24 protein-coding genes are annotated in these 23,567 nt (G+C 71.6%); 15 read left to right on the top strand and 9 right to left on the bottom strand.

Going from position 1 to position 23,567, the window contains the following annotated elements; translation table 11 throughout:
• Positions 1-37 precede the first annotated feature (37 nt).
• From efeU to C8E83_RS02115, 4 genes are all read left to right on the top strand, one after another.
• Entirely contained in the window at positions 38-1,585 is a 1,548-nt protein-coding gene (gene efeU / locus C8E83_RS02130) for an iron uptake transporter permease EfeU (RefSeq protein ID WP_121368213.1), read from the top strand.
• A complete protein-coding gene (gene efeO / locus C8E83_RS02125) occupies positions 1,572-2,819 on the top strand; it encodes an iron uptake system protein EfeO (RefSeq protein ID WP_245981357.1) in 1,248 nt (415 codons plus the stop codon). The genes efeU and efeO overlap by 14 nt, the downstream gene beginning before the upstream one ends.
• A gap of 171 nt (positions 2,820-2,990) precedes the next feature.
• Positions 2,991-4,598, top strand: a complete 1,608-nt coding sequence (locus tag C8E83_RS19365; RefSeq protein ID WP_170159814.1) for an LPXTG cell wall anchor domain-containing protein — start codon at positions 2,991-2,993, stop codon at positions 4,596-4,598.
• Positions 4,595-4,858, top strand: coding sequence for a hypothetical protein (locus C8E83_RS02115; protein WP_121368212.1), 264 nt, complete (start codon positions 4,595-4,597; stop codon positions 4,856-4,858). The genes C8E83_RS19365 and C8E83_RS02115 overlap by 4 nt, the downstream gene beginning before the upstream one ends.
• A gap of 63 nt (positions 4,859-4,921) precedes the next feature.
• Here C8E83_RS02115 and C8E83_RS02110 read toward each other — a convergent pair whose 3' ends face one another.
• Positions 4,922-5,998, bottom strand: a complete 1,077-nt coding sequence (locus tag C8E83_RS02110) for an epoxide hydrolase family protein (RefSeq protein WP_121368211.1) — start codon at positions 5,996-5,998, stop codon at positions 4,922-4,924.
• A 66-nt stretch (positions 5,999-6,064) separates the two neighbouring features.
• Between C8E83_RS02110 and C8E83_RS02105 the strand changes: the two genes are divergently transcribed.
• Both C8E83_RS02105 and C8E83_RS02100 read left to right on the top strand, forming a co-directional pair.
• A complete protein-coding gene (locus C8E83_RS02105) occupies positions 6,065-6,655 on the top strand; it encodes a TetR/AcrR family transcriptional regulator (protein WP_121368210.1) in 591 nt (196 codons plus the stop codon).
• 118 nt (positions 6,656-6,773) lie between these two features.
• Entirely contained in the window at positions 6,774-8,153 is a 1,380-nt protein-coding gene (locus C8E83_RS02100) for an outer membrane protein assembly factor BamB family protein (protein WP_121368209.1), read from the top strand.
• A gap of 185 nt (positions 8,154-8,338) precedes the next feature.
• Here the strand turns inward: C8E83_RS02100 and C8E83_RS02095 are convergent, their stop codons facing one another.
• Positions 8,339-9,202: a DUF1206 domain-containing protein gene (locus C8E83_RS02095; RefSeq protein ID WP_121368208.1), complete on the bottom strand. Its 864-nt coding sequence runs from the start codon at positions 9,200-9,202 to the stop codon at positions 8,339-8,341.
• A gap of 236 nt (positions 9,203-9,438) precedes the next feature.
• Between C8E83_RS02095 and C8E83_RS02090 the strand changes: the two genes are divergently transcribed.
• The 3 genes from C8E83_RS02090 to C8E83_RS02080 are packed head-to-tail and all read left to right on the top strand — an operon-like array spanning position 9,439 to position 12,407.
• Complete coding sequence (locus C8E83_RS02090; protein WP_121368207.1) at positions 9,439-9,642, top strand: hypothetical protein; 204 nt, start codon at positions 9,439-9,441, stop codon at positions 9,640-9,642.
• A gap of 9 nt (positions 9,643-9,651) precedes the next feature.
• Entirely contained in the window at positions 9,652-10,578 is a 927-nt protein-coding gene (locus C8E83_RS02085; RefSeq protein WP_121368206.1) for a substrate-binding domain-containing protein, read from the top strand.
• 8 nt (positions 10,579-10,586) lie between these two features.
• Complete coding sequence (locus tag C8E83_RS02080; RefSeq protein WP_121368205.1) at positions 10,587-12,407, top strand: ABC transporter ATP-binding protein/permease; 1,821 nt, start codon at positions 10,587-10,589, stop codon at positions 12,405-12,407.
• Here the strand turns inward: C8E83_RS02080 and C8E83_RS02075 are convergent.
• The 5 genes from C8E83_RS02075 to C8E83_RS02055 are packed head-to-tail and all read right to left on the bottom strand — an operon-like array spanning position 12,382 to position 16,049.
• Positions 12,382-13,389 carry a HesA/MoeB/ThiF family protein gene (locus tag C8E83_RS02075; protein WP_147430050.1) on the bottom strand — a complete coding sequence of 336 codons (1,008 nt, stop codon included), beginning with the start codon at positions 13,387-13,389 and terminating at the stop codon, positions 12,382-12,384. The two genes, C8E83_RS02080 and C8E83_RS02075, sit on opposite strands and share 26 nt — an antisense overlap.
• A gap of 44 nt (positions 13,390-13,433) precedes the next feature.
• Positions 13,434-13,850, bottom strand: coding sequence for a molybdenum cofactor biosynthesis protein MoaE (locus tag C8E83_RS02070; protein ID WP_121368203.1), 417 nt, complete (start codon positions 13,848-13,850; stop codon positions 13,434-13,436).
• Complete coding sequence (locus tag C8E83_RS02065; RefSeq protein ID WP_245981354.1) at positions 13,847-14,341, bottom strand: MogA/MoaB family molybdenum cofactor biosynthesis protein; 495 nt, start codon at positions 14,339-14,341, stop codon at positions 13,847-13,849. The genes C8E83_RS02070 and C8E83_RS02065 overlap by 4 nt, the downstream gene beginning before the upstream one ends.
• Positions 14,338-14,811 (bottom strand): cyclic pyranopterin monophosphate synthase MoaC, encoded by a 474-nt coding sequence (gene moaC / locus C8E83_RS02060; RefSeq protein ID WP_121368201.1) that lies wholly within the window; start codon positions 14,809-14,811, stop codon positions 14,338-14,340. The genes C8E83_RS02065 and moaC overlap by 4 nt, the downstream gene beginning before the upstream one ends.
• A complete protein-coding gene (locus C8E83_RS02055) occupies positions 14,808-16,049 on the bottom strand; it encodes a molybdopterin molybdotransferase MoeA (RefSeq protein ID WP_121368200.1) in 1,242 nt (413 codons plus the stop codon). Before C8E83_RS02055 ends, moaC begins: the two co-directional genes overlap by 4 nt.
• Before the next feature lie 114 nt (positions 16,050-16,163).
• Between C8E83_RS02055 and C8E83_RS02050 the strand changes: the two genes are divergently transcribed.
• The 5 genes from C8E83_RS02050 (at position 16,164) to C8E83_RS02030 (ending at position 20,199) form a co-directional block, all read left to right on the top strand.
• The gene (locus C8E83_RS02050; RefSeq protein ID WP_121368199.1) at positions 16,164-17,006 is read left to right on the top strand and encodes an MTAP family purine nucleoside phosphorylase; all 843 of its coding nucleotides are present in this window, start codon (positions 16,164-16,166) and stop codon (positions 17,004-17,006) included.
• The gene (locus tag C8E83_RS02045) at positions 17,003-18,064 is read left to right on the top strand and encodes an NAD-dependent epimerase/dehydratase family protein (protein ID WP_121368198.1); all 1,062 of its coding nucleotides are present in this window, start codon (positions 17,003-17,005) and stop codon (positions 18,062-18,064) included. Before C8E83_RS02050 ends, C8E83_RS02045 begins: the two co-directional genes overlap by 4 nt.
• An 82-nt stretch (positions 18,065-18,146) precedes the next feature.
• A complete protein-coding gene (locus C8E83_RS02040) occupies positions 18,147-18,872 on the top strand; it encodes a glycosyltransferase family 2 protein (protein WP_342768894.1) in 726 nt (241 codons plus the stop codon).
• Complete coding sequence (locus C8E83_RS02035; protein WP_121368196.1) at positions 18,869-19,516, top strand: TIGR04282 family arsenosugar biosynthesis glycosyltransferase; 648 nt, start codon at positions 18,869-18,871, stop codon at positions 19,514-19,516. The genes C8E83_RS02040 and C8E83_RS02035 overlap by 4 nt, the downstream gene beginning before the upstream one ends.
• Positions 19,516-20,199, top strand: a complete 684-nt coding sequence (locus tag C8E83_RS02030) for a class I SAM-dependent methyltransferase (RefSeq protein WP_121368195.1) — start codon at positions 19,516-19,518, stop codon at positions 20,197-20,199. The genes C8E83_RS02035 and C8E83_RS02030 overlap by 1 nt, the downstream gene beginning before the upstream one ends.
• A gap of 21 nt (positions 20,200-20,220) precedes the next feature.
• On the opposite strand, the gene C8E83_RS02025 is transcribed toward C8E83_RS02030, so the two are convergent.
• Positions 20,221-20,694, bottom strand: coding sequence for a hypothetical protein (locus C8E83_RS02025; RefSeq protein ID WP_121368194.1), 474 nt, complete (start codon positions 20,692-20,694; stop codon positions 20,221-20,223).
• On the bottom strand, positions 20,691-22,064 hold the full coding sequence (locus C8E83_RS02020) for a molybdopterin-dependent oxidoreductase (protein ID WP_121368193.1): 1,374 nt from the start codon (positions 22,062-22,064) through the stop codon (positions 20,691-20,693). Before C8E83_RS02020 ends, C8E83_RS02025 begins: the two co-directional genes overlap by 4 nt.
• A gap of 42 nt (positions 22,065-22,106) precedes the next feature.
• Between C8E83_RS02020 and C8E83_RS02015 the strand changes: the two genes are divergently transcribed.
• Complete coding sequence (locus tag C8E83_RS02015) at positions 22,107-23,549, top strand: glycosyltransferase family 87 protein (protein ID WP_121368192.1); 1,443 nt, start codon at positions 22,107-22,109, stop codon at positions 23,547-23,549.
• Positions 23,550-23,567 lie beyond the last annotated feature (18 nt).

Below are 23,567 nucleotides of genomic sequence, written 5' to 3'. Positions count from 1 at the left end.
AGAGCTTTCTGAGTGAGGACAGCCTTACCTCACTTCTGTGATCGCGACTCTCGTCATCGGCCTGCGCGAAGGCCTCGAGGCCACCCTCATCGTCGGCATCATCGCCGCGTTCCTCCGCCGCAATCGAGTGCCGCTGTGGCCGATGTGGATCGGCGTCGGCGCCTCGGTCGCGCTCAGCATCGCGGTCGGCGTCGGTCTCCAGGTGGTCGCGCAGGCGCTCCCCCAGCAGCAGCAGGAGGGCATGGAGGCGGTCATCGGCGTCGTGGCGATCGCCTTCGTCACCGCGATGGTGGTGTGGATGCGGAAGCACTCGCGGAACCTCCGCGACGACATCGAGACCGTCGCCCGGCGCGCCCTCGGGCGGGGCACGGCGTGGGGGCTCGCCGGCATGGCGTTCCTCGCGATCCTCAAGGAGGGCTTCGAGACGAGCGTGTTCCTGCTCGCGGCGTTCCAGGCGTCGTCGAACGCGGCGCTCGCCGCCGCCGGTGCGGTCGTCGGGATCGCCGTCGCGGTCGCGATCGGCTTCGGCATCTACACGGGCGGGGTCCGGCTCGACCTCGGCCGGTTCTTCGTCGGCACCGGCGTCTTCCTCGTCTTCGTCGCGGCCGGGCTGGTCGTCACGGTGCTCCGGCGAGCGCACGAGGCCGGCTGGCTGACCCTCGGCCAGCAGACGACGGTCGACCTGTCCTGGCTCGTGCCGCCGGGGTCGGTCCGCTTCGCCGTCCTGAACGGCCTGCTGGGCGTGCTGCCCGACCCGCGGGTGATCGAGGCGCTCGGCTGGGCCCTCTACCTCGTGCCGGTGCTGGCCCTGACGCTCTGGCCGCGGCGGCTCCGGCCGCGCCCGTCGACGGTGCCGCGCATCCGGCTCGCCGTCGCCGCCGGTCTGGCCGTCGCCGCCGTGGCGCTCGTCGTCGCCGTCCCCTCGGCACCCACCGCTCTCGACGGCACCCTCGCCGTCCGGAGCACCACCGGGATCGGCCGCCTGACCCTCGTCTCGGCCGACGACCACGGCCTCTCAGCCACGCTGACCGGGGGCGCAGGAGCCGCCGAGACCCTCCGCCTCCCCTCGTCCGCCCGCACCGCCGACTCCCACCGCGGCGTCGCCGCCGACCGCTGGCGTTCCGTCTCGCACTCCGCCGGAGAGGGTCTCCCGGCGACCCTCACGGTCGACGACCTCGTGAGCCGTTTCGGCCGCGTCCCCGTGGGAATCAGTCCGACGCAGGAGCCCGGCCCGTTCACCGCCGCCTGGTCCGTCACCACCGCCCGCACCGTGTGGACCGTCGGCGGAGGGCTCCTCGACGCGTCCCGCTCCGACCGGGTCGTCGTGACCCTGTCCGGCGGCGGTCTGACGTCGTCCCGGACCTACTCGCTGCCGGGCACCTCCTGGTCGGCGACGGGCGTCGACCATCGGGCGGCCGCGGCGCTCTCCGCCGATTCGGCCCGGAGCGAGCTGGCGCTCTGGCGCGTCTGGCTGCCGCTCGCGCTCGGCATCGCGGCCGCCACGCAGCTCGCCCTCGCCGCCCTCACCCTGTTCCGCCCGTCCTCCCCACGCACCTCCAGGAGCCTCGACCGTGCCACTGCCTGACCTCGCCCGCCGCCCCCTCGCCCGCTCTCTCGGCCGCCCTCTCGCCCTGGTCGCCGCGGGCACGGTCGTCCTCCTCGCGGCGGCCGGCTGCACCGCCTCGGCTCCTGCGCCCTCCACCACCGCGTCGGCGGCCGTCGGCGTGCAGAAGGTCTCGGTGACCCTGGTGAACGACGGCTCGGATCGCTGCACGGCGTCGACGAACCGCGTCGCCGCCGGGCCGGTCACGTTCACCGTGACCAACCGGTCGTCGACGGCGATCACGGAGTTCGAGCTGCTGCAGGACCAGCGGATCTACGGCGAGAAGGAGAACCTCGTGCCCGGGCTCGCCTCGGCGACCTTCACCGTGACGCTCGGCGGCGGAACGTACCAGCTCTACTGCCCCGGGGCGGTCCGCGAGCTCACGCCGTTCACGGTGACGGGCTCGGCCGCGGGCGCCTCGCACACGAGCACCGCGGGCCTCCTGCGTCAGGGAGCGAAGGGCTACGCCCAGTACGTCACGGGCGAGATCGGCAGCCTCGTCACCGCGTCGACCACCCTGCAGCACGACATCCACGCCGGCGACCTCGCCCGCGCGAAGATCGACTGCGCCGACGCGCGCGGCCCGTACGAGCACATCGAGAGCGACGTGAACGGGTTCGTCAAGAAGGGCTACTCCCCCACCGACAACGCCGGCAACCTCGACTACCTCATCGACATGCGCGCCACGAACCTCGACCCGAAGGTCGGCTGGCACGGCTTCCACGCCATCGAGCGCGACCTGTTCCAGGCGGGCAGGATCACGGCGTCCACCGTCGCCGCAGCGGACGGCCTGGTCGCCGACGTGACCGCCCTCCGCGACCTCGCGTCGTCGCTCTCCTACCGCCCCGAGGACCTCGCCAACGGCGCCTCGGGCCTCCTCGAAGAGGTCCAGCGGTCGAAGGTCACCGGCACGGAGGACGCCTACAGCCACACCGACCTCGTCGACATCGCGTCGAACGTCGAGGGCGCCAGGCAGGCGTTCGCCTACCTCAAGCCGGGGCTCGCGAAGCTCGACCCGGCGGTCACGACCACGATCGGCACGCAGTTCGACCGCACCGTCGCGCTCCTGAACACCTACCGCGACGCCTCCGCCCCCGGCGGCTACCGCACCTACGACGCCGCCACCCGCGCGGCCGACGCGAACGCGATCTCGCAGCAGGTGCAGGCGCTGCAGGATCCGCTGTCCCGGTTGGCCGCGAAGGTCGCCACCGCCTGATCTCGCCGCCAGTTGCGCGAACTGGACAGTTCGGTCGCGGCCCTGTCCGTGCCTGGTCCCGGCTGTTAGCGTCGCACCTAGCACTGAGGTTCTCTCAGGCACGGGGACGCCACCGGAGCCCTCGTCTGCGGTGCGGGCACTGACGCCCCGCCAGAGCACGGGGGTCGAACCATGATCACACTCACCTGGCGGAGGGCGCTCGTCGCCCCGACAGCGCTGGCCCTCGCCCTCGGCGGCGCGCTGCTCGCCTCCGGACCTGCCCACGCCGCCGAGCCGGTGTTCTCGGTGACGTCGCCGTCGAACACGACAACGTACGACAACTCCGCCACCCCCGACACGATCACCTACACCGGCGAGAACCTGCCTGTCGGAGACACGATCGCCGTCCAGTACTACATCGGCTTCAACCCGGGCCCCACGGCCGCCGCAACGGTGACGGCCCCCGTCGTGACGGGGACCGCCTGGTCGGTCTCGGCCACTCTCGCCGAGAGCGGGCCGGGGACAGCGGGGGTCCAGTCGACCGTCACGGCGATGAAGGACGGCGCGGCCGATCCCGCGGTCGCACCGGTCCAGGTGAACTACAACACGACCACGGCCCTCCGCCCGGCTGACTTCGCCGTCACCACGCCCACCGCGAGCGACGTGCAGATCTCGCCGACCGTCACGTTCTCGGGCACGGCCGCCGCGGACTCTCACGTGCAGGTCGCCTATGCAGGCGTGAACGGCGAGGAGGAGGGCGGCTCCGTCGACACGGACGGGACCGGCGTCTACTCCCTCGGCGTCGACTTCTCGAAGCTGCCCGTCGGGGCGACCTCGGCTCAGGTCACGGTGTCGGACATCGGCGCCAATGCCGACCTGTTCCCCGGAACGACGCCCATCACCCGCACAGTGACCTTCGCGACCGCTCCGAACCCGGGCAATCCGACCGCCTCCGTGATCCCGATCGTCACGACGCTCGACCGGGCGACGACCACGGGGCTCCAGCTCAACGCCTCGAATTTCACGCCGAGAGAGACCCTCGCCGTGTCGATGAAGAACGCCGTCACGGGCGCGGCCGTCGTGATCACACAGAGCACCGCGGTGCAGCTGGCCGACGGCGCGGGCGCCCTCACGGAGGAGATCACCCTTCCGAAGGGCACCTCGGGCTACGACTTCGAGGTGACCGTCACGGGCCAGACCAGCCACGCGACCGCCGTCGCGCCCGTCGCGCTGCTCGGCGACCCGACGATCACCGCGCCCACCGAGGGGCAGGCGCTCGTCGGCTCCACCGTGACGTTCTCGGGAACCGGCACCCCCGGTTCGAACATCGTGCTCGTCTACGGCCCGACCGCCGAGATCAAGGCGCAGCTCGAGAAGTCGATGGCGGCCATGACGCGCGAGCAGACCGACTCGCGCACGGCACCGAAGGCCGCCGCGCCGGAGGCGTCGTCTCCCAGCGACCCGGCCGCTCCCGCCGCCCCGATCGTGGTCGGCAGCGACGGCTCCTGGTCCGTGACGTACACGGCCGCTGCCGGTGACTACACGGCGATCGCCGTCGGAACGCTGCTCGACGAGAACGGCGAAATCCTGCTCGACCAGGACGGCGACCCCATCGTCACGACGCCGACCGCTCCCGTCGACTTCACCCTTGCCGCCGCCGCTGTGACCACGTCGTCGACGGGTCAGACACTCGCCTTCACCGGCTCCGACTCGACGCCGATCGGCGTGGCCGGCGGCGCGCTCCTCGTCGTCGGTCTCGGCCTCGTCCTGGCAGCTCGGCGGCGCAGAGTCCGCTCGTGACCGGCTCGACCTGGGCGTTCGACGTGGTCGCCGCCGGGCACTCGTCAGGCGGCGTGACGGGCTTCATCATCTTCGGTGTGGCGGTCGTCCTGGTCGGCATCACGGCGATCGTCCGTCTGCGGAGGGGCGGCCCGGGCCCGAACGTCCAGTGGCTGCCGAAGTCGATGCGCAAGCGCGTGAACGACGAGTACGAGGAGCACGGTTGGCAGAAGCCCTACGACGACGAGGGCAACCGGAACCCCGATCGCGACGCGCTCTGAGGCTCGACGCGCTCTGACGCCCGGCGTATGCCGTCGCCCGCCAGACCCTGAAGCGCGCGGCGGTCAGAGGCCGCCGAGGGCGATCGCGCGACGCAGGTCGGCGGCGTAGTCGCCGGGGCGCTCGAAGGCGGCGAAGTGGCCGCCCCGGTCGTGCTCCACGGGCTCCTGCACGTTCACGAACCGCGACGCGAAAGAGAGCGGCGCCGGCTTGAGGTCGTCGGGGAACGAGCTCAGCACGGTCGGGGTCGCGACGTACGGCGCGGGCGGCGTCCGGTCGCGGTACTTCGCGAACGACGTGCCGATGGCGCCGGTCATCCAGTACGCCGTGATCCAGTCGAGCATCGCGTCGTCGCCGAGCGGCTCTCCGGCCCAGTCGATGAGCTTCTCGCCGATCCACGCCGCCAGTCCCACGGGCGAGTCGCGCAGTGCCGCAGCCACGGTGGCGGGCCTGGATCCCTGGATCGCGATGTAGGCGCCGTCCGCGCGCGCCCACGCCATGGTCGCGTCGACGTACGCCAGCGACTCCTCGTCGAGCACGCTCCGGTCGGCGAAGACGGCGTGCAGCGGCGACACGTTGGTCAGGTGCAGCGCCGCGACGCGGTCCGGATGAGCGACCGCGAGCGCCTCGGCCACGTCTCCGCCGACGTCGCCGGCCGAGACCGCATAGCGCGAATGGCCGAGCGCCTCCATGAGCGAAGCGACGTCGTCGGCCATGCTCGCGCTCGTCGGGCTGCCTCCGGGCGCGGAGGGTGCGGCGAACGGGAACCCGGCGAGCGCGGGCACGACGACGTTCAGGTCGCCCAGCAGCGGCAGCAGGCGCTCGAACCTCAGCACCGAATCGGGCCAGCCGTGCAGGAGGACGACGGCGGGGGCGTCGCGAGAAGGGGCTGTCGCGTGAAGGTATCGGTGATCCTGCGACCCGACGGCCAGCCGCTGCCAGGGCAGGCCCAGGATCCGAGACTCGGCGGCGCGCCAGTCGTAGCCGTCGCGCCACCGCTCGACCAGCCGCACGAGGTCGTCGTGCGACGTGCCGAGAGACGATCCCTCTGCCCCGGGCAGCGGATCGAGCCGAGCGAGCGCGAGTCGGGCGCGGAGGTCGTCGAGGGCGGATTCGGGGACCGGGGCGAAGGGGAAGACCATGTGCACAAGCGTACACATTATGTGTTCGCGTGTACACACCTGCCGCGCCACGGATAGGGTGGCGGCATGGACTCCCCGGCGGGCACCGACTCCCCGCGCACGCGCGACTCCGCGCGCACCCGCTCGGAGATCCTCGCGGCCGCCCGTGACGAGTTCGCCCGCGAGGGCTTCGCCGGCACCACCGTGCGCTCCGTCGCCGCCGCCGCCGGGGTCTCCCCCAACCTCATCACCCGCTACTTCGGCGGCAAAGAGGGCCTGTTCGTGGCGGCGACCGACGTGAGCCTCACCCTCGACCGTCTCTACGACGGCCCGCGCGAGAGTCTCGGGCTCAGGCTGGCGCGCTCGATCGTCGCGCGGTGGACGGGGCAGCCGGGCGACGATCCGCTGCTCCTGCTGCTGCGTGCGTCGGGTGAGCGCCCCGAAGCGGCGCAGGAGCTCGCGGCATTCCTCGACCGCGAATCCCTCGAGCCGCTGCGACGCCAGCTCGCCCACTACGGAATGCCCGCCGAGGAGGCCGAGTCTCGCGCGAAGGCGATCGACATCCTCATGCTCGGCGTCTCGGCGCGGCTGCGCGTGCTGCGCGACGACCTCGGCGAGCCTGCGGCGCTCGAGGCCTGGCTCGCCGAGACGATCCAGCGGCTCGTCGACGCGCCGTAGTCCCGCGCCCGGTCATCAGGCGAGGGTGCCAGTCGTGCGCGATCCGACCACGGAGGTCGCGAGGGCTGCTTCGGCGCTAGCATCCGATCACTGCTATCGCTCTTATTGAGGAGTTCTCGTGCAACGCAGCACGTCCCGCCGCCACTCGCTCGGTCGATCCACCGGTGGGAGGGTCGCGCGGCGCGGAGCCGCAGCGGTCGCAGCCCTCGCACTCGCGGCCGCGGCACTGCTGGGTCCCGGCGTCGCCACGGCGGCGTCGGCGGCGACCACCGCGACCACGCCCGATCAGTGGACCGGGGTCTACGGCAGCGCCGGGAGCACGTCGTCGAATCCGGGCGAGCACGTCCTCACGACGAGCACGTCCTCGAAGATCCGCCTGGCGTACGCCGAGTCCGGCCGGAACGACGGCGCCTACCCACCCGTCGTGCTCGGCGGCGTGGCCTATTCGGTCGGCGGCGGAACGTCGCCTCGCCTCTACGCGACGTCGCCGAAGACCGGCGCCGTGCTGTGGAGCATGGCCTTCCCATACGCGCTCAGCTCGTACGGCTTCGGCATGACCGGCACAGGGTCGACGATCCTCGTCGCCTTCCGCACGGATCCGGCCGGCGGCGTCCTGGCCGTGAACGCGGCCAAGCACACGATCCTCTGGCGGGCTTTCTTCCCGCCGACGACCACCGCGGGCGACGACCGCAGCTACCCCGGCATACCCACGACCGACGGCACGCGCGTCTTCATCCAGGGCTCGAGCAACTCCGTGAACGCCTACTCGCTCTCGACGGGCGCGTTCCTCTGGAGTCATCCGTACACCGACAACGACAACGGCGGCAGGAACTCCGTCGACGGCTCCGCGGCCGGCGGCGGCTACTTCTACACCGGAGGCGGCGAAGGGCTGGTCGCGTACAGCGCGAGCACCGGCAAGAAGGTGTGGACGAGCTACCCGGCGATCTCCTACGGCGTGCCCGTGCTCGCCGGCGGTCGGGTGTTCGTCAACGCGGGCGACGACATCGAGGCTTTCTCGGCGACCGGCTGCGGCACGACCTCGTGCAAGCCGCTGTGGTCGGTGGACGTCGACTCCTGGGACTTCGACTACATCGGCATAGCGGGCGCCGACTCGACGAGCCTCTTCATCAGCTACCGCACCATTCGGGCCGGCGGACCCACGCAGTGCCAGAGCGGCTTCATCGGTCACATCGCCCGGCTGTCGGCGAGCACCGGGAAGACGCAGTGGCAGACCAGCATCGGCGACTACGCGCAGGGCATCGTCCGCGGAGGCAACGTGATCTGGGTGGTGAACGAGTACGTCAACGCGCAGTGCGTCGGCGACCAGTACCGGCTCCTGGGGTACTCGGCCACGGCGACGGGCACAGCACCGCTCGCGACCGTCGCGATCCCGAGCGCCTACGGCGGCTACCCGCAGGCGCTGTCGGTCGGCTCGGGAACCGTCTTCGAGACCCCGAACGACTACACCCTCGTCGGGTACCGCGTCCCCGGCACCTGATTCGGGCTCACGGTTTCTCCGGGAACATGCCCTCCTGGACGACCGTCGCGACACGGACGCCGGCCCGGTCGTAGAGGACGATCCAGCGGCTCGTCGACGCGCCGTAGTCCCGCGCGCGGCGAATCCCGACACAGCCGTCGAGTGCCCGGCCGTGGGCGCTCGTCACCGACCGCGGACGGAGGGCCTCACTCGAGTTTTCCCCAGCGCGCGCGGGCGCCGAGGTAGAGGCCGTAGCAGACCACCCCGGCACCGACCACGAACAGGATCACCCTGCCGAACGGCAGGCCGGCCAACGACTGAAGAGCACCGTCGAGACCCGTCGCCTTCTGCGGGTCGAACGTCCACGCCGCGACGACGAACAGGATGCCGACGACCGCGAGCGCCACGCCTTTCGCGATGAACCCGACGAATCCGAGCACGGTCACGGCGCTGCCGATCGTCCCGCCCGGCAGGTCGAGCTCTTTGCGGAACTTGGCCGTGACTCCCCGCACGACGAAATACACGCCCACGCCGACGATCGCCAGGCCGATCACGATCAGCAGGAGCTCACCACCCGGGGCGGCCAGAATCCTGGCGCTCAGGGTCTTCGACGACTTCGTCGAGTCGGTCGAGCCCCCGCGCGCGAACGTGAAGGCCGTCAGGCCGATCGCGAGGAAGACGACGGCCTTCGACGCGAGGGTCACCCGATGCCAGAACGGGTGGTCGAGCTCCTGGCCGCGCGAGTGAACGATCTGCACGACGTGCCAGCCGGCGAGTGCGACGAGGCCGACCACCAGCACCCACAGCACGACCACGCCCGCGGGCACCGAGGCGATCTGACGCAGCGCTCCCGACTGGTCGGCCTGCCCCGATCCACCGTTGCCGGTCGCGATCCGGATCGCCAGGATGCCGATGAGCACGTGCAGGAGTCCGTTGACCGCGAATCCGCTTCGAGCCGCCGCGCGGAACGGTCGGCTGGTGGTCGCCTCATCGGCCGCGTCACCGGCGCGATCCGCGGCATCGCTCGCGGCGTCGCCGGCGCGATCCGCGGCGTCGGCGATCTCGGCCATGGCGTCCTTTCGTCGGGGTGCGACTGACCCGAACCTACGCTGCCCTCGTCGGCCATGGATCCGTCGAGCCGTTCTGCACGGCCGTTCCCCCGTCCTGCCGCGACGGCGGCCCCACGAAAACGATCCGAACACCTCGTCCTTCCGAAGAGACAGGTGAAGTTCGACAAGGACAGGCCCCGGCGGCTCTGCGCGTCTACCTGAGACGCGAAGCGACAACCCTTGCCCAGGGAACCGCCATGTCATCGCCCCCTCTCCGCACCGTGTCGACAGCCGGCCGTCTCCTGGGCGCGCGCACCATCGCGGAGTCGGACGAGGTGGACGAGATCGTCATGGTCTTCCTCCTCCCGCTCGCACTGCCGGTGTCTCCACCTCGATCCCTGTGGGTCGCGGTCGCAGCGCGAATCGACGCGATCCACCCCTCGCACTCCGACGACAGATAGGTTCAACGGATGAACAGAACATTGCGCGGCGTCACTGCGGCCGCCCTCACCCTCGGGCTCGTCACCGGCGTCGTCGCCTGTTCGGGATCGTCATCGACACCCGCTCCCTCGAACTCGAACTCGACGTCTTCGTCGCCGTCGACGCAGATCACCGGGAGCGGAACCGTGAAGGTCCTCTACGCGGGATCCCTCGTCGATCTCATGGAGAAGCAGGTCGGACCCACCTTCCAGGCGAAGACCGGATTCTCGTATCAGGGCACGGGTGCAGGATCCAGCGCGCTCGCGACCCAGATCAAGGGCAAGACGACGAAGGCCGACGTCTTCATCAGCGCCTCCCCCGACGTGAACGCCACGCTCGAGGGCGCCGCCAACGGCGACTGGGTGAGCTGGTACGCGACGTTCGCGTCGTCCCGTCTCGTGATCGGCTACGACCCGAAGAGCTCGTTCGCTTCCCAGCTGAAGTCGAAGCCGTGGTACGAGGTGATCGGTCAGACGGGCTTCCGCTTCGGCAGCACCGACGCTCAGCTCGACCCCAAGGGGAAGCTCGGCAATAAGGCCCTCGACGACGCGGCGACCAAGCACGACCAGCCGGCGCTGGCCGCCCTCGCGAAGGACTTCACGGCGACCCAGCCGGAGGAATCGCTGGTCGGTCGACTGCAGGCCGGGCAACTCGACGCGGCGTTCTTCTACGCGAGCGAGGCCAAGGCGGCCGGCATCCCGACGGTGCCTCTCACGGGCGAAGACCTGAAGGCCGTCTACACGATCACCGAGCTGTCGCACGCGCCTGACGCGAAGGGCGGCCAGGCGTTCATCCAGTACCTCCTCGGCCCGTCGGGGACGGCGACGCTGAAGAAGAACGGCTTCGACGTGAGCACCCCGGCGACCGTGACGGGCAGCGGCGTCCCGAAGACGCTGTCGAGCGTCCTCGGCAAGTAGGAGCCGTCGTGGCTCGGCGCTCGCCCCTGCCCGCCGGCAGCCCGCGAGCGCTTCGCTGGCTGGCAGCCCTGCTGGCCGTGTACCTGCTGGGCCCGATCGTCGCGTTCGCGGTCCGATTCGCCCTTCCCGGCGACCACGGCTTCTCCGAGCCCGGGCTCTGGAGCGCTTTCGCGACCTCCGTGCTCTCGGCCACAGTCGCGACCGCGATCATCTTCGCGCTCGGTGTGCCGCTGGCCTGGTGGCTGGCCGCCTCGGACAGCAGGATCTCGCGCATCGCGGGTGTCCTGGTGCAGCTCCCGCTGGCCCTGCCGCCCGTGATGTCGGGCATCGTGCTCGTCTACGTGATCGGCCCCTACACGCCGCTGGGCACGCTGTTCGGCGACGGACTCACCGATTCGTTCGCCGGCGTCGTGATCGCGCAGACGTTCGTCGCGGCGCCGTTCCTCGTGATCGGGGCGCGTTCGGCGTTCCGGGGGCTCGACCCCGCGCTGGACGCGGTCGCTGCCAGCCTCGGCCATCGGCCCTGGGCGCGCTTCGTGCGCGTCGCGCTCCCCGCGGCCGGCGACGGCATCCGCGCCGCCCTGGTCCTCACCTGGCTCAGGGCACTCGGCGAATACGGCGCCACGGCGCTGATCGCGTACCACCCGTACACGCTGCCCGTCTTCGTGAACGTCCAGTTCCAGGGGTCCGGCCTGCCGACGACGCAGGCGCCGACCGCACTCGCCCTCGGGGTCGCCGTCGTGGCCATCGCGATCGGGCTGGTGCCCGTGCGGCGTCGGCGGGCTCCTGCGCCCCTGCCCTCGCCACGCGAACCCGACCCGACCGTCGCCTCGACCATCGGGTTCGACATCGCCCTGCGTCGGGGCGCCTTCCGGCTCAGCGCCGCGACCGGTCGACCCGGGCGGCGGATCGCCGTGCTCGGGCCGTCAGGAGCCGGCAAGACCCTCACCCTCCGCGCCATCGCCGGCCTCGTCGACGCCGGATCGAACCACGTCGACGTGGACGGGCACGACGTGTCGCCTCACCCCGCCGAGAGCAGGAGCATCGGATACGTGGCCCAGGGCGGCGCGCTGCTGCCCCGCCGCACCGTCTGGCAGCAGGTCACCTTCGGCGTGGGCGCCGACCCCGCGGCCGCTCACTGGTGGCTGGAGACCTTGGGGGTCGCCGAGCTCGCGACGCGTCTGCCGGACGAGCTGTCGGGCGGTCAGCGACAGCGCGTCGCCCTCGCGCAGGCGCTCAGTCGCGCGCCGAGCGTGATCCTGCTCGACGAGCCGTTCTCCGCGCTGGACGGACCGATCCGGGACGAGCTGAGGGCCGAGTTCCGGAGGCTCCAGCGAGACCGGGGGCTCTCGACGGTCGTCGTCACGCACGACCCGGAAGAGGCCGCCTACCTCGCGGACGACGTCATCGTGCTCGACGAAGGGCGAGTCCTCCAGCAGGGTCGTGTCGCCGACGTCTATCGCGCGCCCGTGTCGCCGCGGGTCGCCGGCCTCGTCGGCATTCGAGGGGTGAATGCCGGGAGCGTCGGAGATGACGGGATCCTCCGTGCAGGCTCGAGCGCGATCGTGCCGTGGCACGACCGGGGCGTTCGAGATCGGGTGCAGTGGGCGGTCCGCCCGGAAGCCGTGCGGCTGGACCCGGACGGGCACATCGCCGGAGTCGTCGTCGACGTGATCGACCTCGGCGGCGCTCGCGTCGTCGAGGTCCGGCTCGACGGCGGGGCCGTCGTCACCACGAAATCGCTCGACGCCGCGAGCGTGTCGCCGGGAGACGCGTGCGCCGTGTCGATCGACTCCGCGGGAATCAGCGTCTGGAAGGCTCCGGACTGACGTCGAGCGGCCCACCGGCCGCCCGCCACGCCGCCATGCCTCCGTCGAGGACCCGGATCCGAGCACCGACGCGCGAGCGGGCCGAGATCGCCCAGGCCTCCGCGCGGGGCCCCCGCTCGCACACGACCACGAGGTCGGAGGCGGACTCCGGCAGCCGGCCGGGCACGGTCGATCCCGGGATGCCGCCCGTCGCCCGCTCGTCGTCCGTGCGCACGTCGACGACGACGGGCCTCGCCTCGACGGCGGCACTGTCGCTGAGCGCCGCTCGGAGCTCCGGGACCGCGACGCGCGCCGACCTGCTCGGGCGGGTGCTCGACGGACCGCGCCGCAACGCTGTCCGCGACCACTCCCACGTGGACGCGTCGACCGAGACGACGGCACCGAGGAGGGGTTCGCCGATCCCCGCCACGATCGCGACGACCTGCGAGGCCATCACTGCCCCGATCGCGTGGCACAGGGCCGGGAGGACTCCGTCGATCTCGCAGCTGCCCGAATCCGGCGAGTCGACGGGGTGCAGGTCGTGGAAGTCGATGCCCCGGCTGTCCCAGAACGTGCTCGCCTGGCCGTCGAAGCCCAGGACGGCGCCCCACACCCAGGGGATGTCGGCTCCTGCGCACGCGTCCGAGACGGCACGCGTGACGGCGGACGAGTCCGCGGCGTCGATGACGACGTCGTGGCCGGCCACCATCTCGGGCCGGAACGTGCCGACCAGGGCGACGACGGACAGGTCCGGATCGACGGACGCCGCGCGCTCGACGGCGACCTCGGCCTTCGATCGGCCCACGTCGGCCGACGAGAACAGCGTCTGCCGCGAGAGGTTCGACAGCTCGACCCGGTCGGGGTCGACCACCGTCAGACGACCGATGCCCGAGCCCGCGAGGAGCGCGACGACCGGCGACCCGAGTCCCCCCGCTCCCACGACGAGCACGCTCGCCCGAGCCAGCCTCGCCCGGGCGTCCTCGCCGCCCCCGGGGAGCCTCATGGTGCGGCTCGTCAGCACTCGCCGCCGCTCTTCGGCCGACTCCGTCACAGCGAACCGACCCACTCGTCGGAACCGTCGGCGAAGACCTGCCTCTTCCAGATCGGGACCTCCGCCTTGATCCGATCGACCAGGGCCGAGCAGGCCGCGAACGCCTCCTGCCGATGGGATGCCGCGACCGCGACCGCCAGCGCCACATCCCCGATCGACAGAGCGCCCACGCGGTGGAGCGCAGCCAGACGGACCGCCGGGAAGTCCGACGCCACCGATGCCGCCACCGCCCGAAGGCGCTCCGTCGCCTCCGGGTGCGCCTCGTAGTCGAGGGCGGTGACGGCGCGGCCGCCGTCGTGATCCCGCACGACGCCTTCGAACGTCACCATCGCGCCGTCGGCCGATGTCTGCAGGAGCCGCGCCAGCTCGGTCGCCGAGATCATCCGGTCGACCACGTCGACGGACGAGGTCATCGCGACTGCCGTCGGTCGTGACCGGCACCGTGCAGCTGGGCCAGGATGTGGTCGAGCACGCCGTCGAGGACGTCCAGGCCGTCACCGACCCCGCCGCGTGAACCGGGCAGCGTCAGCACGAAGGCTCCGCCCTGGGAGATCCCGGCGACTCCGCGGGTGAGGAGCGAGCGCGGCCCGACGTCCGAGCCGCGTCGCCGGATCTCCTCGACGATGCCTGGGATCTCGAGGTCGAGGAGCGGCCCGACGGCCTCGGGCGTGCGGTCGGTGGGGCTCACGCCCGTCCCCCCGGTCGTGATGACGACCCGGGCGCCCGTCGCGATCGCGGCGACCACGGTCTCGGCGATCGGGCCGGAGTCGGGCACGATCGCGGGTTCGGCGACGTCGAAGCCGCGTGCGCTCAGCCACCGGGCGATGACGGGGCCCGTGGCGTCGAGCGACGGATCGGCCGACGCCTGCGTCGAGACGACGACGACCGCGGCTCGCCCGGTCACGACCGCGACCAGCGGCCGGAGCGACCGCCGTCCTTCTCGAGGACGCGGACGTCCGCGACGACGGCCTCCCGATCGACGGCCTTGATCATGTCGTACACGGTCAGCGCACCGATCGAGGCGCCCGTGAGCGCCTCCATCTCCACTCCGGTCCGTGCCACCGTCGCGACGGTGACCGTCAGAGTGAGGCGGTCACCCGATCCGGCGATGTCCACCTCGACACTCGAGACCGGCAGCGGATGGCACATGGGGATCAGATCGCTCGTCCGCTTCACCCCCATGATGGCCGCGACGCGAGCGGTCGCGATGACCTCGCCCTTGGGCAGCGTCCCGTCGAGGATCCGCTCCAGGACGTCGGGTCGGGTGACGACGATCGCCTGCGCCGTGGCGGTGCGAGACGTCACGTCTTTCGCGGAGACGTCGACCATGCGCGCCGATCCGTCGGAGCGCACGTGGCTCAGGGCATCGCTCATCGGATCCTCCAGACCGTCAGCGTATCCCCCGGCTCGACCCGGTCCACGCCCACCGGGACATGGACGAGGTGCGTCGCCTCGGCGTAGTGCGCGATGAGATGCGAGCTGGCACCGCCCACGAAGCGCACCACGCCGTCGGAGACCACGCCGCGCCGGATCTGGTGCTTGCCGACCGGCGAGTCGGCCGCGTCGGCCGCTTCGACCAGGGAGCCTGGCCTCGCCGGATCCAGCCCGCACGCCGCCGCGAAAATCGGCCGCAGGAACACCTCGAACGAGATGAGCGCGGAGACGGGGTTGCCGGGGAAGGCCACGACCGGCACCGTCGCCGTGTCGAGGTCGACCGGGCCGTACGCCTGGGGCCCGCCGGGCTGCATCGCGACGGTGGTCACCGTGAGGCCCCGGAGCTCGAGCGCTTCGCGCACCACCTCGAACGCGCCCATGCTGATGCCGCCCGTCGTGACGACGAGGTCGGTCGCCGTCTCCAGCTCGCGACGGAGGGCGTCGACGAGTGCGACGGGGTCGTCGGCGACCATGACCGCGCGCGCGTCCACGCCCACCTGGGTGAACGCGGCCCGCAGGGACACCCCGTTCGCGTCGCCGATGAGCGCGACGTCGGCTCCGGCACCGGGGTCGCCGCCGGAGAGCTCCGAGCCGGTCGACACGATCAGCACCCTCGGCCGCCGGCGCACCTGGACGGTGCGCACCGACGCCGCGGCCAGAGCGCCGAGAAGGCCCGGCGTGACGGCGTCCCCCGCGTGCGCGAGAGGCTCGCCCGCACGCAGGTCGGAGCCGACGCGCCGCACGAACGTCCCCTCCCGCACCTCCGGCGCGACGATCTCGTCGAGCGTCAGTGCCTCCGGGAAGCGGCCGGGACCGACGCTCTCCACCGGCACGACGGCGTCGGCCCCGATCGGCATCCGCGCGCCGGTCATGATGGGAGCCGTCGTGCCCTCGGCGAGCTCCTGCGGCACGACGCCGGCCGCGATGGCGGAGACGACGCGGAGCACGGCCCCGTGGTCGGTGTGCCGGAGGGCGAAGCCGTCCATCTGCGAGTTGTCGAACCGCGGCAGATCGACCGGCGAGACCACGTCTCGGCCCAGGATCCGGAAGCCCTGGCCCGCGGAGCCGTCCGCGACGATCTCGTCGAGCGAGACGGACTCGACCTCGTCGGCGGCTCGGGCGAGAACCGGCGACAGAAGCTCGGCGATGTCGTCGCGGTGCTGTTCGATCGTGCGCATGGAGCCTCCGATGGCGGTCCGGGGCACGACTATGAGAATCCCGTAATGACCCCGTCAGTACAGTAGCCACGGTACGACATCGAGGTCCGGTTCCTGCCGGAGACGAGGGGCACCGTGGATCACCAGAGCGCTGTATCCGGCAAGATCGCCATCGGCGTCATCGGAGGGTCCGGGCTCTACTCGCTGTTCGACGGCGACGCCGTGGAAGTCGATCCGGAGACCCCGTTCGGCGCCACGTCGAGCCCGATCACCATAGGAACGATGGCCGGGCGCCCCGTCGCCTTCCTCACGCGCCACGGCCGAGAGCACTCGCTGGCACCGCACCGGATCAACCATCGGGCCAACGTCTGGGCGCTCGGCTCGCTCGGCGTCACCGCCATCCTCTCGTCCAGCGCCGTCGGGGGCCTCCATCCCGACTACGGTCCGGGCACATTCGTGGTGACCGACCAGCTCATCGACCGCACGTGGGGCCGGGCCGACACCTTCTTCGACGGCGGCGAGATCCAGCACCTGGGGTTCGCCGATCCGTTCGACCCACGGCTGCGACAGGCGGCGATCGCCGCCCTGGCGGACCTGGGCGTGCCGGCGCGACCGACGGGCACGTGCGTCGTGATCCAGGGGCCTCGCTTCTCGACCCGGGCGGAGTCCCGCTGGTACCGGTCCGCGGGCGGCCACACGGTGAACATGACGATGACCCCGGAGGTGCCCCTCGCGGCGGAGCTCGGCATCGGCACCGTCAACGTCTCGTACGTGACCGACGCCGACGCCGGTCTCGAGAACGACGACGAGGCCGTGTCGCAGGAGATCGTGATGGAACGGCTGGCGGCGGCGAACCGGACCATCGTGGCCGTGATCGAATCGACGATCGCCCGTGTCCCCGACGACTTCGTCGGCCGTGAGCTCGTGCCGCGCGAGGCCTCGGCTCGCGTCCTGGCGATGCCGGTCGGAGCCCGATGAGCCGGCTCCTCGTCACGGGCGGGGCCGGGTTCATCGGCTCAGCGATCGTTCGCGCGGCCCTCGGCGCGGGTCACGAAGTACGCGTGCTCGACTCGTTCCGGCCCGACGTCCACCAGCGCTCGGCCGCCGATCATCTGCCCGACGGCGTGCGGATACTGCACGGAGACGTCCGCGACGCCGCTGCACTCGAGGAGGCACTCGACTCCATCGACGTCGTCTGCCACCAGGCGGCGAAGGTCGGCCTCGGCGTCGACTTCCAGGACTCACCCGACTACGTGTCGACGAACGACCTCGGCACCGCCACCCTCCTCGCGGCGATGGAGCGGCTCGACGTGGGTCGGCTCGTCGTCGCGTCGTCGATGGTGGTCTACGGCGAGGGGGCCTACCGGACGGCCTCCGGGGCTCCTGCCGCAGCACCCCCGCGCCGCCGCCAGGACCTCGAAGCGGGCCTGTTCGAACCGCTCGACGACGACGGCACGCCGCTCGTGCCCGACTTCGTCTCCGAAGACGCGCGCCTCGACCCGCGCAACGTCTACGCGCAGACCAAGGTCGCGCAGGAGCACCTCTCAGCGGCCTGGGCGCGTTCCACCGGCGGCCGCGCCATCGCCCTTCGGTATCACAACGTCTACGGCCCCGGGATGCCCGCGAACACGCCCTACGCCGGAGTCGCCTCCATCTTCCGTTCCGCCCTCGCGCGGGGCGAGGCTCCACGTGTCTTCGAAGACGGCGGCCAACGCCGCGACTTCGTCCACGTGACCGACGTCGCCGAGGCGAACCTGGCGTCGATCGCTGCGACCGAGACCGCGCGCGACGACTCGTTCCGGGCCTACAACGTCGGCTCGGGGCACGTCCACACCATCGGCGAGATGGCGTCGGCGCTCGCGGGCCCCGACGGGCCGACTCCGGTGGTGACGGGCGAGTTCCGCCTCGGCGACGTCCGTCACGTGACGGCGTCGAGTCGCAGGATCGCGGACGAGCTCGGCTGGTCGGCCCGTGTGGGGTTCCTCGAGGGGATGCACGAGATGCGCACCGCTCCCCTCCGTCCGGCCGTCCTGTGAGGCCGTGCGTCCGATTCCGCTGTGCGCTCCCCCAGTTCGGCCGGAATCCCGTCCCTGAACGCCTCCGCAACGAATGATCTGTATGAACGTCGACGTCGTGCTCCCGTGTCTCAACGAGGCCCGAGCACTCCCCTCGGTCCTGTCCCGACTCCCGGAGGGGTACCGCGCGATCGTGGTCGACAACGGCTCGACCGACGGCTCGGCGGACATCGCGCGCTCCCTGGGCGCCACGGTGGTCTCCGAGCCGATCCGCGGGTTCGGGTCGGCGTGCGCAGCCGGTGTGGCCGCGTCCACGGCCGAGTTCATCGCCTTCTGCGACGCGGACGACTCGATGGACCCGCGTGACCTCGTGCCGCTGGTCGAGCGGGTCGCCCGGGGCGAGGTCGACCTGGCGTTGGGGCGACGACGTCCCGTGTCCGCCGGCGCCTGGTCGCTGCACGCCCGCCTGGCCAATCGCGCCCTCGCCTTCCTCCTCCGTCGTGCGACCGGGTACCGGCTGACGGATCTCGGTCCGCTTCGCGTGATGCGACGGGCGGACCTCCTCGGGCTCGAACTCGAGGACAGGCGCAGCGGCTACCCGCTCGAGATGGTCCTCGCTTCTCGGCGCGCCGGACTGCGGGTCGACGAGTCCGACATCGACTACGCCCCGCGGGTCGGCGCGAGCAAGGTGACCGGCACCATCCGCGGCACCGTGACGGCGATCGCCGACATGAGCCGGCTGCTCCGCGCCTACGACGTGGAGTCCGACCTCCTGGGCGCCGCCACCGGAGCGACGTCCGCCCGTCTCACCGAGGGGGTCCGGCGGTGACGGCGGTCGTCATCGTCGCCAAGGAGTGTCTGCCCGGCCGCGTGAAGACCAGACTGGCCCGGACCATCGGCGACCAGGCAGCCGCTCGCGTCGCCGCCGCGAGTCTTCATGACACCATGCGGCTGGTCCGCCGGCTCCCGGCCTCGCGACGCGTCCTGCTCTACGACGGCGACGTGCTCCCTCCGGACTCCGACGACTTCGACGTGCTGCCGCAGGTGACGGGCGGACTCGACGAGCGCCTCGCCGCCATGTTCGACACGATGGACGAGCCGACCCTCCTCGTGGGCATGGACACACCGCAGCTCTCGACCGAGCTCCTGGCCCCGGTGTTCGCCGCCCGAGACGACGTCGACGCCTGGTTCGGTCCTGCCGAGGACGGCGGGTTCTGGGGCCTCTGGCTCCGCCGGCCGGACGGCGCGATGCTCCGAGGGGTCCCGATGTCGCATCCGCGCACCGGCGAGGTCCAGCTGGAGCGCCTGCGGTCGAACGGGCTCCGTGTCTCGATCCTGGGCACGCTCCGCGACGTCGACGAGATCGACGACGCCACGGAGGTGGGCCGCCTCGCGCCCGATACCCGGTTCGCCTACGTCCTCGACGCCGAACTCGAGCGCCTCGAGCTGCTCACCCCGGCCGGGAGGCTCTGATGTCCACGACCGGGAGGCGCGGCGACGACATCGAGCCGACGTTCGGCGGCGGTGGCGACGAACCGTACGCCAGCGCGCTCCGGAGCGACGGCATGCTGATCCTCCGTGCCGACGATCGACCCGACGACGTCGAGGAGTTCGACGTCGGGCGCTGGAGCGCGGCCGCCGACGAGGTCGACCTCGCGCTGTTCTCCGATGTCGACGGGCCCGTGATCGACCTCGGCTGCGGCCCCGGCCGCATGCTCGTGGCCGCCCGATCGCTCGGGCTTCCCGCCCTCGGCGTCGATCTCTCCGCCGAGGCCGTGCGTGTCGCTCGGCAATCCGGCATGGACGTCCTGCTCGGCTCCGTGTTCGACGCCGTGCCCGACGAGGGCCACTGGGACACCGCGTTCCTCATCGACGGCAACATCGGCATCGGCGGCGACCCCGCCCGCCTGCTCGCGCGATCGCGCGAGATCGTCCGAGAGGGCGGATCGGTCATCGTCGAGACGAACCCCGATCACGGTGCCGACCGCCGATTCTTCGCGACGGTCACCGACCACGACGGCCGCAGCAGCGCGAGGTTCCCCTGGGCCGCCACCGGGCAGGGTCCGCTCGCCGACTACGCGACCGCGGCAGGCTTCCGAGTCCACTCGGCCTGGGCCACGGGCACGAGGTCGTTCACGCGCCTCGTGTCGCGCTAGCGGGGCGACGACCCCTGAACGTCAGTCGGTCACGGCGTCCGCCGCGACCCTGTGCGTGCGCCGACGTGAGCCGACGACGAGCGCCGCGACGACGATGACGACGAGCACGGCCTCGACGACGGCGAGGCGTGCCACGTAGTCGAACGGCACGACAGTTGGATTGCGCTGCACGTGGTGCTTGGCGTCGATCTCCGGAAGGACCGTCGACAGGAGCACGGCCGCGACGACGATGGCGATCTGCGCCACGACGAGCGCGACCGCGTGGACGCTGCGCCCCGCCCGGCGCAGGAGCACGCCGACGACGACCACGAAGGGCGACAGGATCGCGTCGTGGAGGATCACCGCGGCGATCAGCCACGTGACCAGCCCCCAGATCCGGTTCGGCTTCAGCGTGGTCACCATCGTGTAGGCGCCCAGGGCGATGACGAGGACGCCGACGAGAACCAGCACGACGCGAGCGATTCGGACCCTGCGGTCGATGGCGACGGAGGTCACGCGATCACCTCGATGCTGGAGATCCACTTGGTCTGGAGGACGCCGGGTCGCCCGGGAGCGATGACACGAGCCGGGAAACCGTGCTCGATGTCGAGGTCGGCGCCGTTCAGCTCGAGGGCGACCAGGGTGGTGGGGTCCTGCGTGTACTCGGGCCCCATCTCCATGATCCGGTAGCCGCCGTGCTTCTCGAGGCTCGTCACCTTGAGCTTCGAGTCCGGGGGCGCGCCGACGAGAGCGACGAGGTCTCGCATCCGGATCCCCCGCCAGGTGGCCATCTGGCTCCAGCCCTCGACGCACGAGATGGGGAGGTCGACCTGGACGAGACCCATCGCGCGCAGGTCGGCGCGCGAGAAGCTCTTGCGGATGCCCTTCCCCGCGAGGGTCAGGCCCCAGTCGGGGTCGACGGCTGTCTCGAGCACTCCCGCCGCCTTCGCCGAGCGGTTCACGGGCAGCGAGTTCGGGCCGAGGCCCCGCAGCCTCGGGGCGAAGACGTTGAACGGCCGGAGCAGGCCGAACGACTGCCCGCCGGTGAGCACGATGACGCCCGCGACGGCCGTTCCGACGGAGGCGAAGAAGCCTCGCCGTGCCAGCCGCTCCCGGGCGGCCGGGTCACGGGGCGCAGGAGCGACGGACGCCGCCTGCTTCTCCGGCGACGGTCCGGGAACCCCTGCCCCTGCCCGCGTGTCCGCACCGTCGATCCAGCGCTCGATGCGGCCGACGAAGCGTCGACCGGGCAAGTGCTGCGGAAGGGGTGCGACGGCCTCGCCATCGGGCAGGAGCTCACTGCCCACGGTGGCGTCCGGGACGAAGCGCCCCTCGGAGTCGTAGGAGTCACGCGCGCGCCAGTACCGCACGATGATCCGCAGTTTGACGCCGATGTGGATGGCGAGTGAGCCGATAAGCACGAACGACAGCGCGTAGTGGGTCTGCCGGAAGGGGAACGGCCACGGATACCACTGATACGTGTTCACCAGGCCGGTGAAGACCTGCACGAGCGCTCCCGACACGAACACGGCGATGGACGCCCGCTCGAGAAGGTGGAGCACCCCGGTGACCGGCGGGTACTTGAGCAGCGACGGCATGACCGTGTTGAGCTTCGCGAACAGGAGCGGGATGATCGCGATGCCGGCGGTGATGTGCAGCCCCTGCGTGAACTGGTAGAGCTGTGCGGGATGCGTCGGGAACCGCATCCAGGGCAGCGGATCCTGCAGGAAGTGGCTGTAGAGGCCCGTCGCGAAGCAGATCACGAACGCGAGTCCGAGCAGTCGGCCGAAGACCACGGCGGAGCGCGCGTTCCGGTTCGACGACCGCAGCGAGTGTCGTGCCTCGCCGAGGACGCCGCCGAGCCCCGCGTCGACCCGGCGCCTCATCGTGCCGAGTGTGGAGCCGGGGTGGGATAGCCTCGACGCACCATGGCCGACCGTAGAAGCAGGATCCCGGTCGCCGTGACCTCGCTGCTCGTGGTCGCCCTCGGAGCCGTCGTCTGGTGGGGTGTCACCCATCTCGGCTTCCTCTCCGTCGTTCGTCGTGATGTGTTCGTTGCGTGGACGCTGATCGCTTGGGCGATCTTCGCGGTGGCGGCGTTCACCCTCCGATTCGTGTCACGCCGATCGGCGGAGGTGCTGATCGTGGCAGGAGCCCTCGTGGTCGGTCTGGCCGCGATCTGCGGCCCCCCGAACACGAGCACCGACTCCGCACGATACGCGTGGGACGGCATCGTCCAGTTGCACGGACTTTCACCTTATGCACATGTGCCCGCCTCGCACGTCCTGACGCACCTCCGACCGGAGTGGCTCTTCCCGACTCCGTCGGACGCGGGCGGAGCCGCGCACTGCGTCGGCCAGCGGATCATGACCACCCATGAGACGACGACTCACGCGCTCCTGTGCACCGCCATCAACCGACCGCACGACAACACGATCTATCCGCCGATGGCCGAGCTGTGGTTCGCGCTGGTCCGTTCGGTCGTCCCGGTGACCGCGACCTACTGGCCGATGCAGGTCGCCGGGCTGCTTGTCTCGCTCGGCGTCACCCTCGGTCTGCTCGTCGTGCTCCGCCGGTCGGGCCGTCCTGCCGCGTGGGCGGTCCTCTGGGCCTGGTGCCCCCTCGTCGCCGCCGAAGCCGTGACGAACTCGCACGTCGACGTGCTCGGCGCCGCCCTCGCCACGACCGGGGCCCTGCTCCTGACGCTGCGCAGGCCGATCCTCGGCGGGATCGCCCTCGGCGCGGCCACCGCGGTCAAGCTCATCCCCGCCGTCGTGTACGGTCCGCTCCTGGGCCGTCGCCGCACCTGGGCGGGCGTCGCAGCGGGCGTCGTCACATTCGGGCTGCTGTACGTGCCCTACATCGTCACGACGGGAGCCAAGGTCGTCGGCTACCTCCCCGGGTATCTGAAGGAGGAGGGCTACGACGACGGCACCCGGTACGCGCTGGTGTCCCTCCTCTTCCACGGCCATGCAGCGACGATCGCGGTCGGTGTCCTGGGCCTGGTGGCACTGGCGATCACGGTGCGGCTCACGGACTCCACGAGGCCGTGGAGCGGCGAGGTGTTCCTCATCGGCACCGTCTTCCTCGTCCTCACACCTCGGTACCCCTGGTACGTGCTGCTCCTGATCCCGTTCGTCGTGCTGTCCGAGCGCTGGGAGTGGCTCGGCATCGGGCTCGCGATGACGATCCGGCAGCTGCACGCGTCGGTCCACCTCTACCGGGAGACCCTCGGCGTGGCGATCGTGCTCATCATCGTCGTCACGGTCATCCGGACGCCGCGGGACGAGTGGCGGAGGCTCGGACGACTGCTCGTCGGTCAGCGCCTCGCCGATGCCGCGTTCGGCCCCGCACGACGTGCAGGCGGCTGACGTAGGGTCGACCCGTGA

It is taken from the genome of Frondihabitans australicus (genome assembly GCF_003634555.1).
GTDB classification, from domain to species: Bacteria; Actinomycetota; Actinomycetes; order Actinomycetales; family Microbacteriaceae; genus Frondihabitans; species Frondihabitans australicus.
This window is presented reverse-complemented; position numbering and strand designations above follow the sequence as displayed.

Coding starts and splice junctions, on each gene's coding strand:
- C8E83_RS19365 (WP_170159814.1), top strand. CDS start 2,991: ATGATCACACTCACCTGGCGGAGGGCGCTCGTCGCCCCGACAGCGCTG.
- C8E83_RS02110 (WP_121368211.1), bottom strand. CDS start 5,998: ATGGTCTTCCCCTTCGCCCCGGTCCCCGAATCCGCCCTCGACGACCTC.
- C8E83_RS02105 (WP_121368210.1), top strand. CDS start 6,065: ATGGACTCCCCGGCGGGCACCGACTCCCCGCGCACGCGCGACTCCGCG.
- C8E83_RS02095 (WP_121368208.1), bottom strand. CDS start 9,202: ATGGCCGAGATCGCCGACGCCGCGGATCGCGCCGGCGACGCCGCGAGC.
- C8E83_RS02090 (WP_121368207.1), top strand. CDS start 9,439: ATGTCATCGCCCCCTCTCCGCACCGTGTCGACAGCCGGCCGTCTCCTG.
- C8E83_RS02085 (WP_121368206.1), top strand. CDS start 9,652: ATGAACAGAACATTGCGCGGCGTCACTGCGGCCGCCCTCACCCTCGGG.
- C8E83_RS02075 (WP_147430050.1), bottom strand. CDS start 13,389: ATGAGGCTCCCCGGGGGCGGCGAGGACGCCCGGGCGAGGCTGGCTCGG.
- C8E83_RS02070 (WP_121368203.1), bottom strand. CDS start 13,850: ATGACCTCGTCCGTCGACGTGGTCGACCGGATGATCTCGGCGACCGAG.
- moaC (WP_121368201.1), bottom strand. CDS start 14,811: ATGAGCGATGCCCTGAGCCACGTGCGCTCCGACGGATCGGCGCGCATG.
- C8E83_RS02055 (WP_121368200.1), bottom strand. CDS start 16,049: ATGCGCACGATCGAACAGCACCGCGACGACATCGCCGAGCTTCTGTCG.
- C8E83_RS02045 (WP_121368198.1), top strand. CDS start 17,003: ATGAGCCGGCTCCTCGTCACGGGCGGGGCCGGGTTCATCGGCTCAGCG.
- C8E83_RS02040 (WP_342768894.1), top strand. CDS start 18,147: ATGAACGTCGACGTCGTGCTCCCGTGTCTCAACGAGGCCCGAGCACTC.
- C8E83_RS02030 (WP_121368195.1), top strand. CDS start 19,516: ATGTCCACGACCGGGAGGCGCGGCGACGACATCGAGCCGACGTTCGGC.
- C8E83_RS02020 (WP_121368193.1), bottom strand. CDS start 22,064: ATGAGGCGCCGGGTCGACGCGGGGCTCGGCGGCGTCCTCGGCGAGGCA.
- C8E83_RS02015 (WP_121368192.1), top strand. CDS start 22,107: ATGGCCGACCGTAGAAGCAGGATCCCGGTCGCCGTGACCTCGCTGCTC.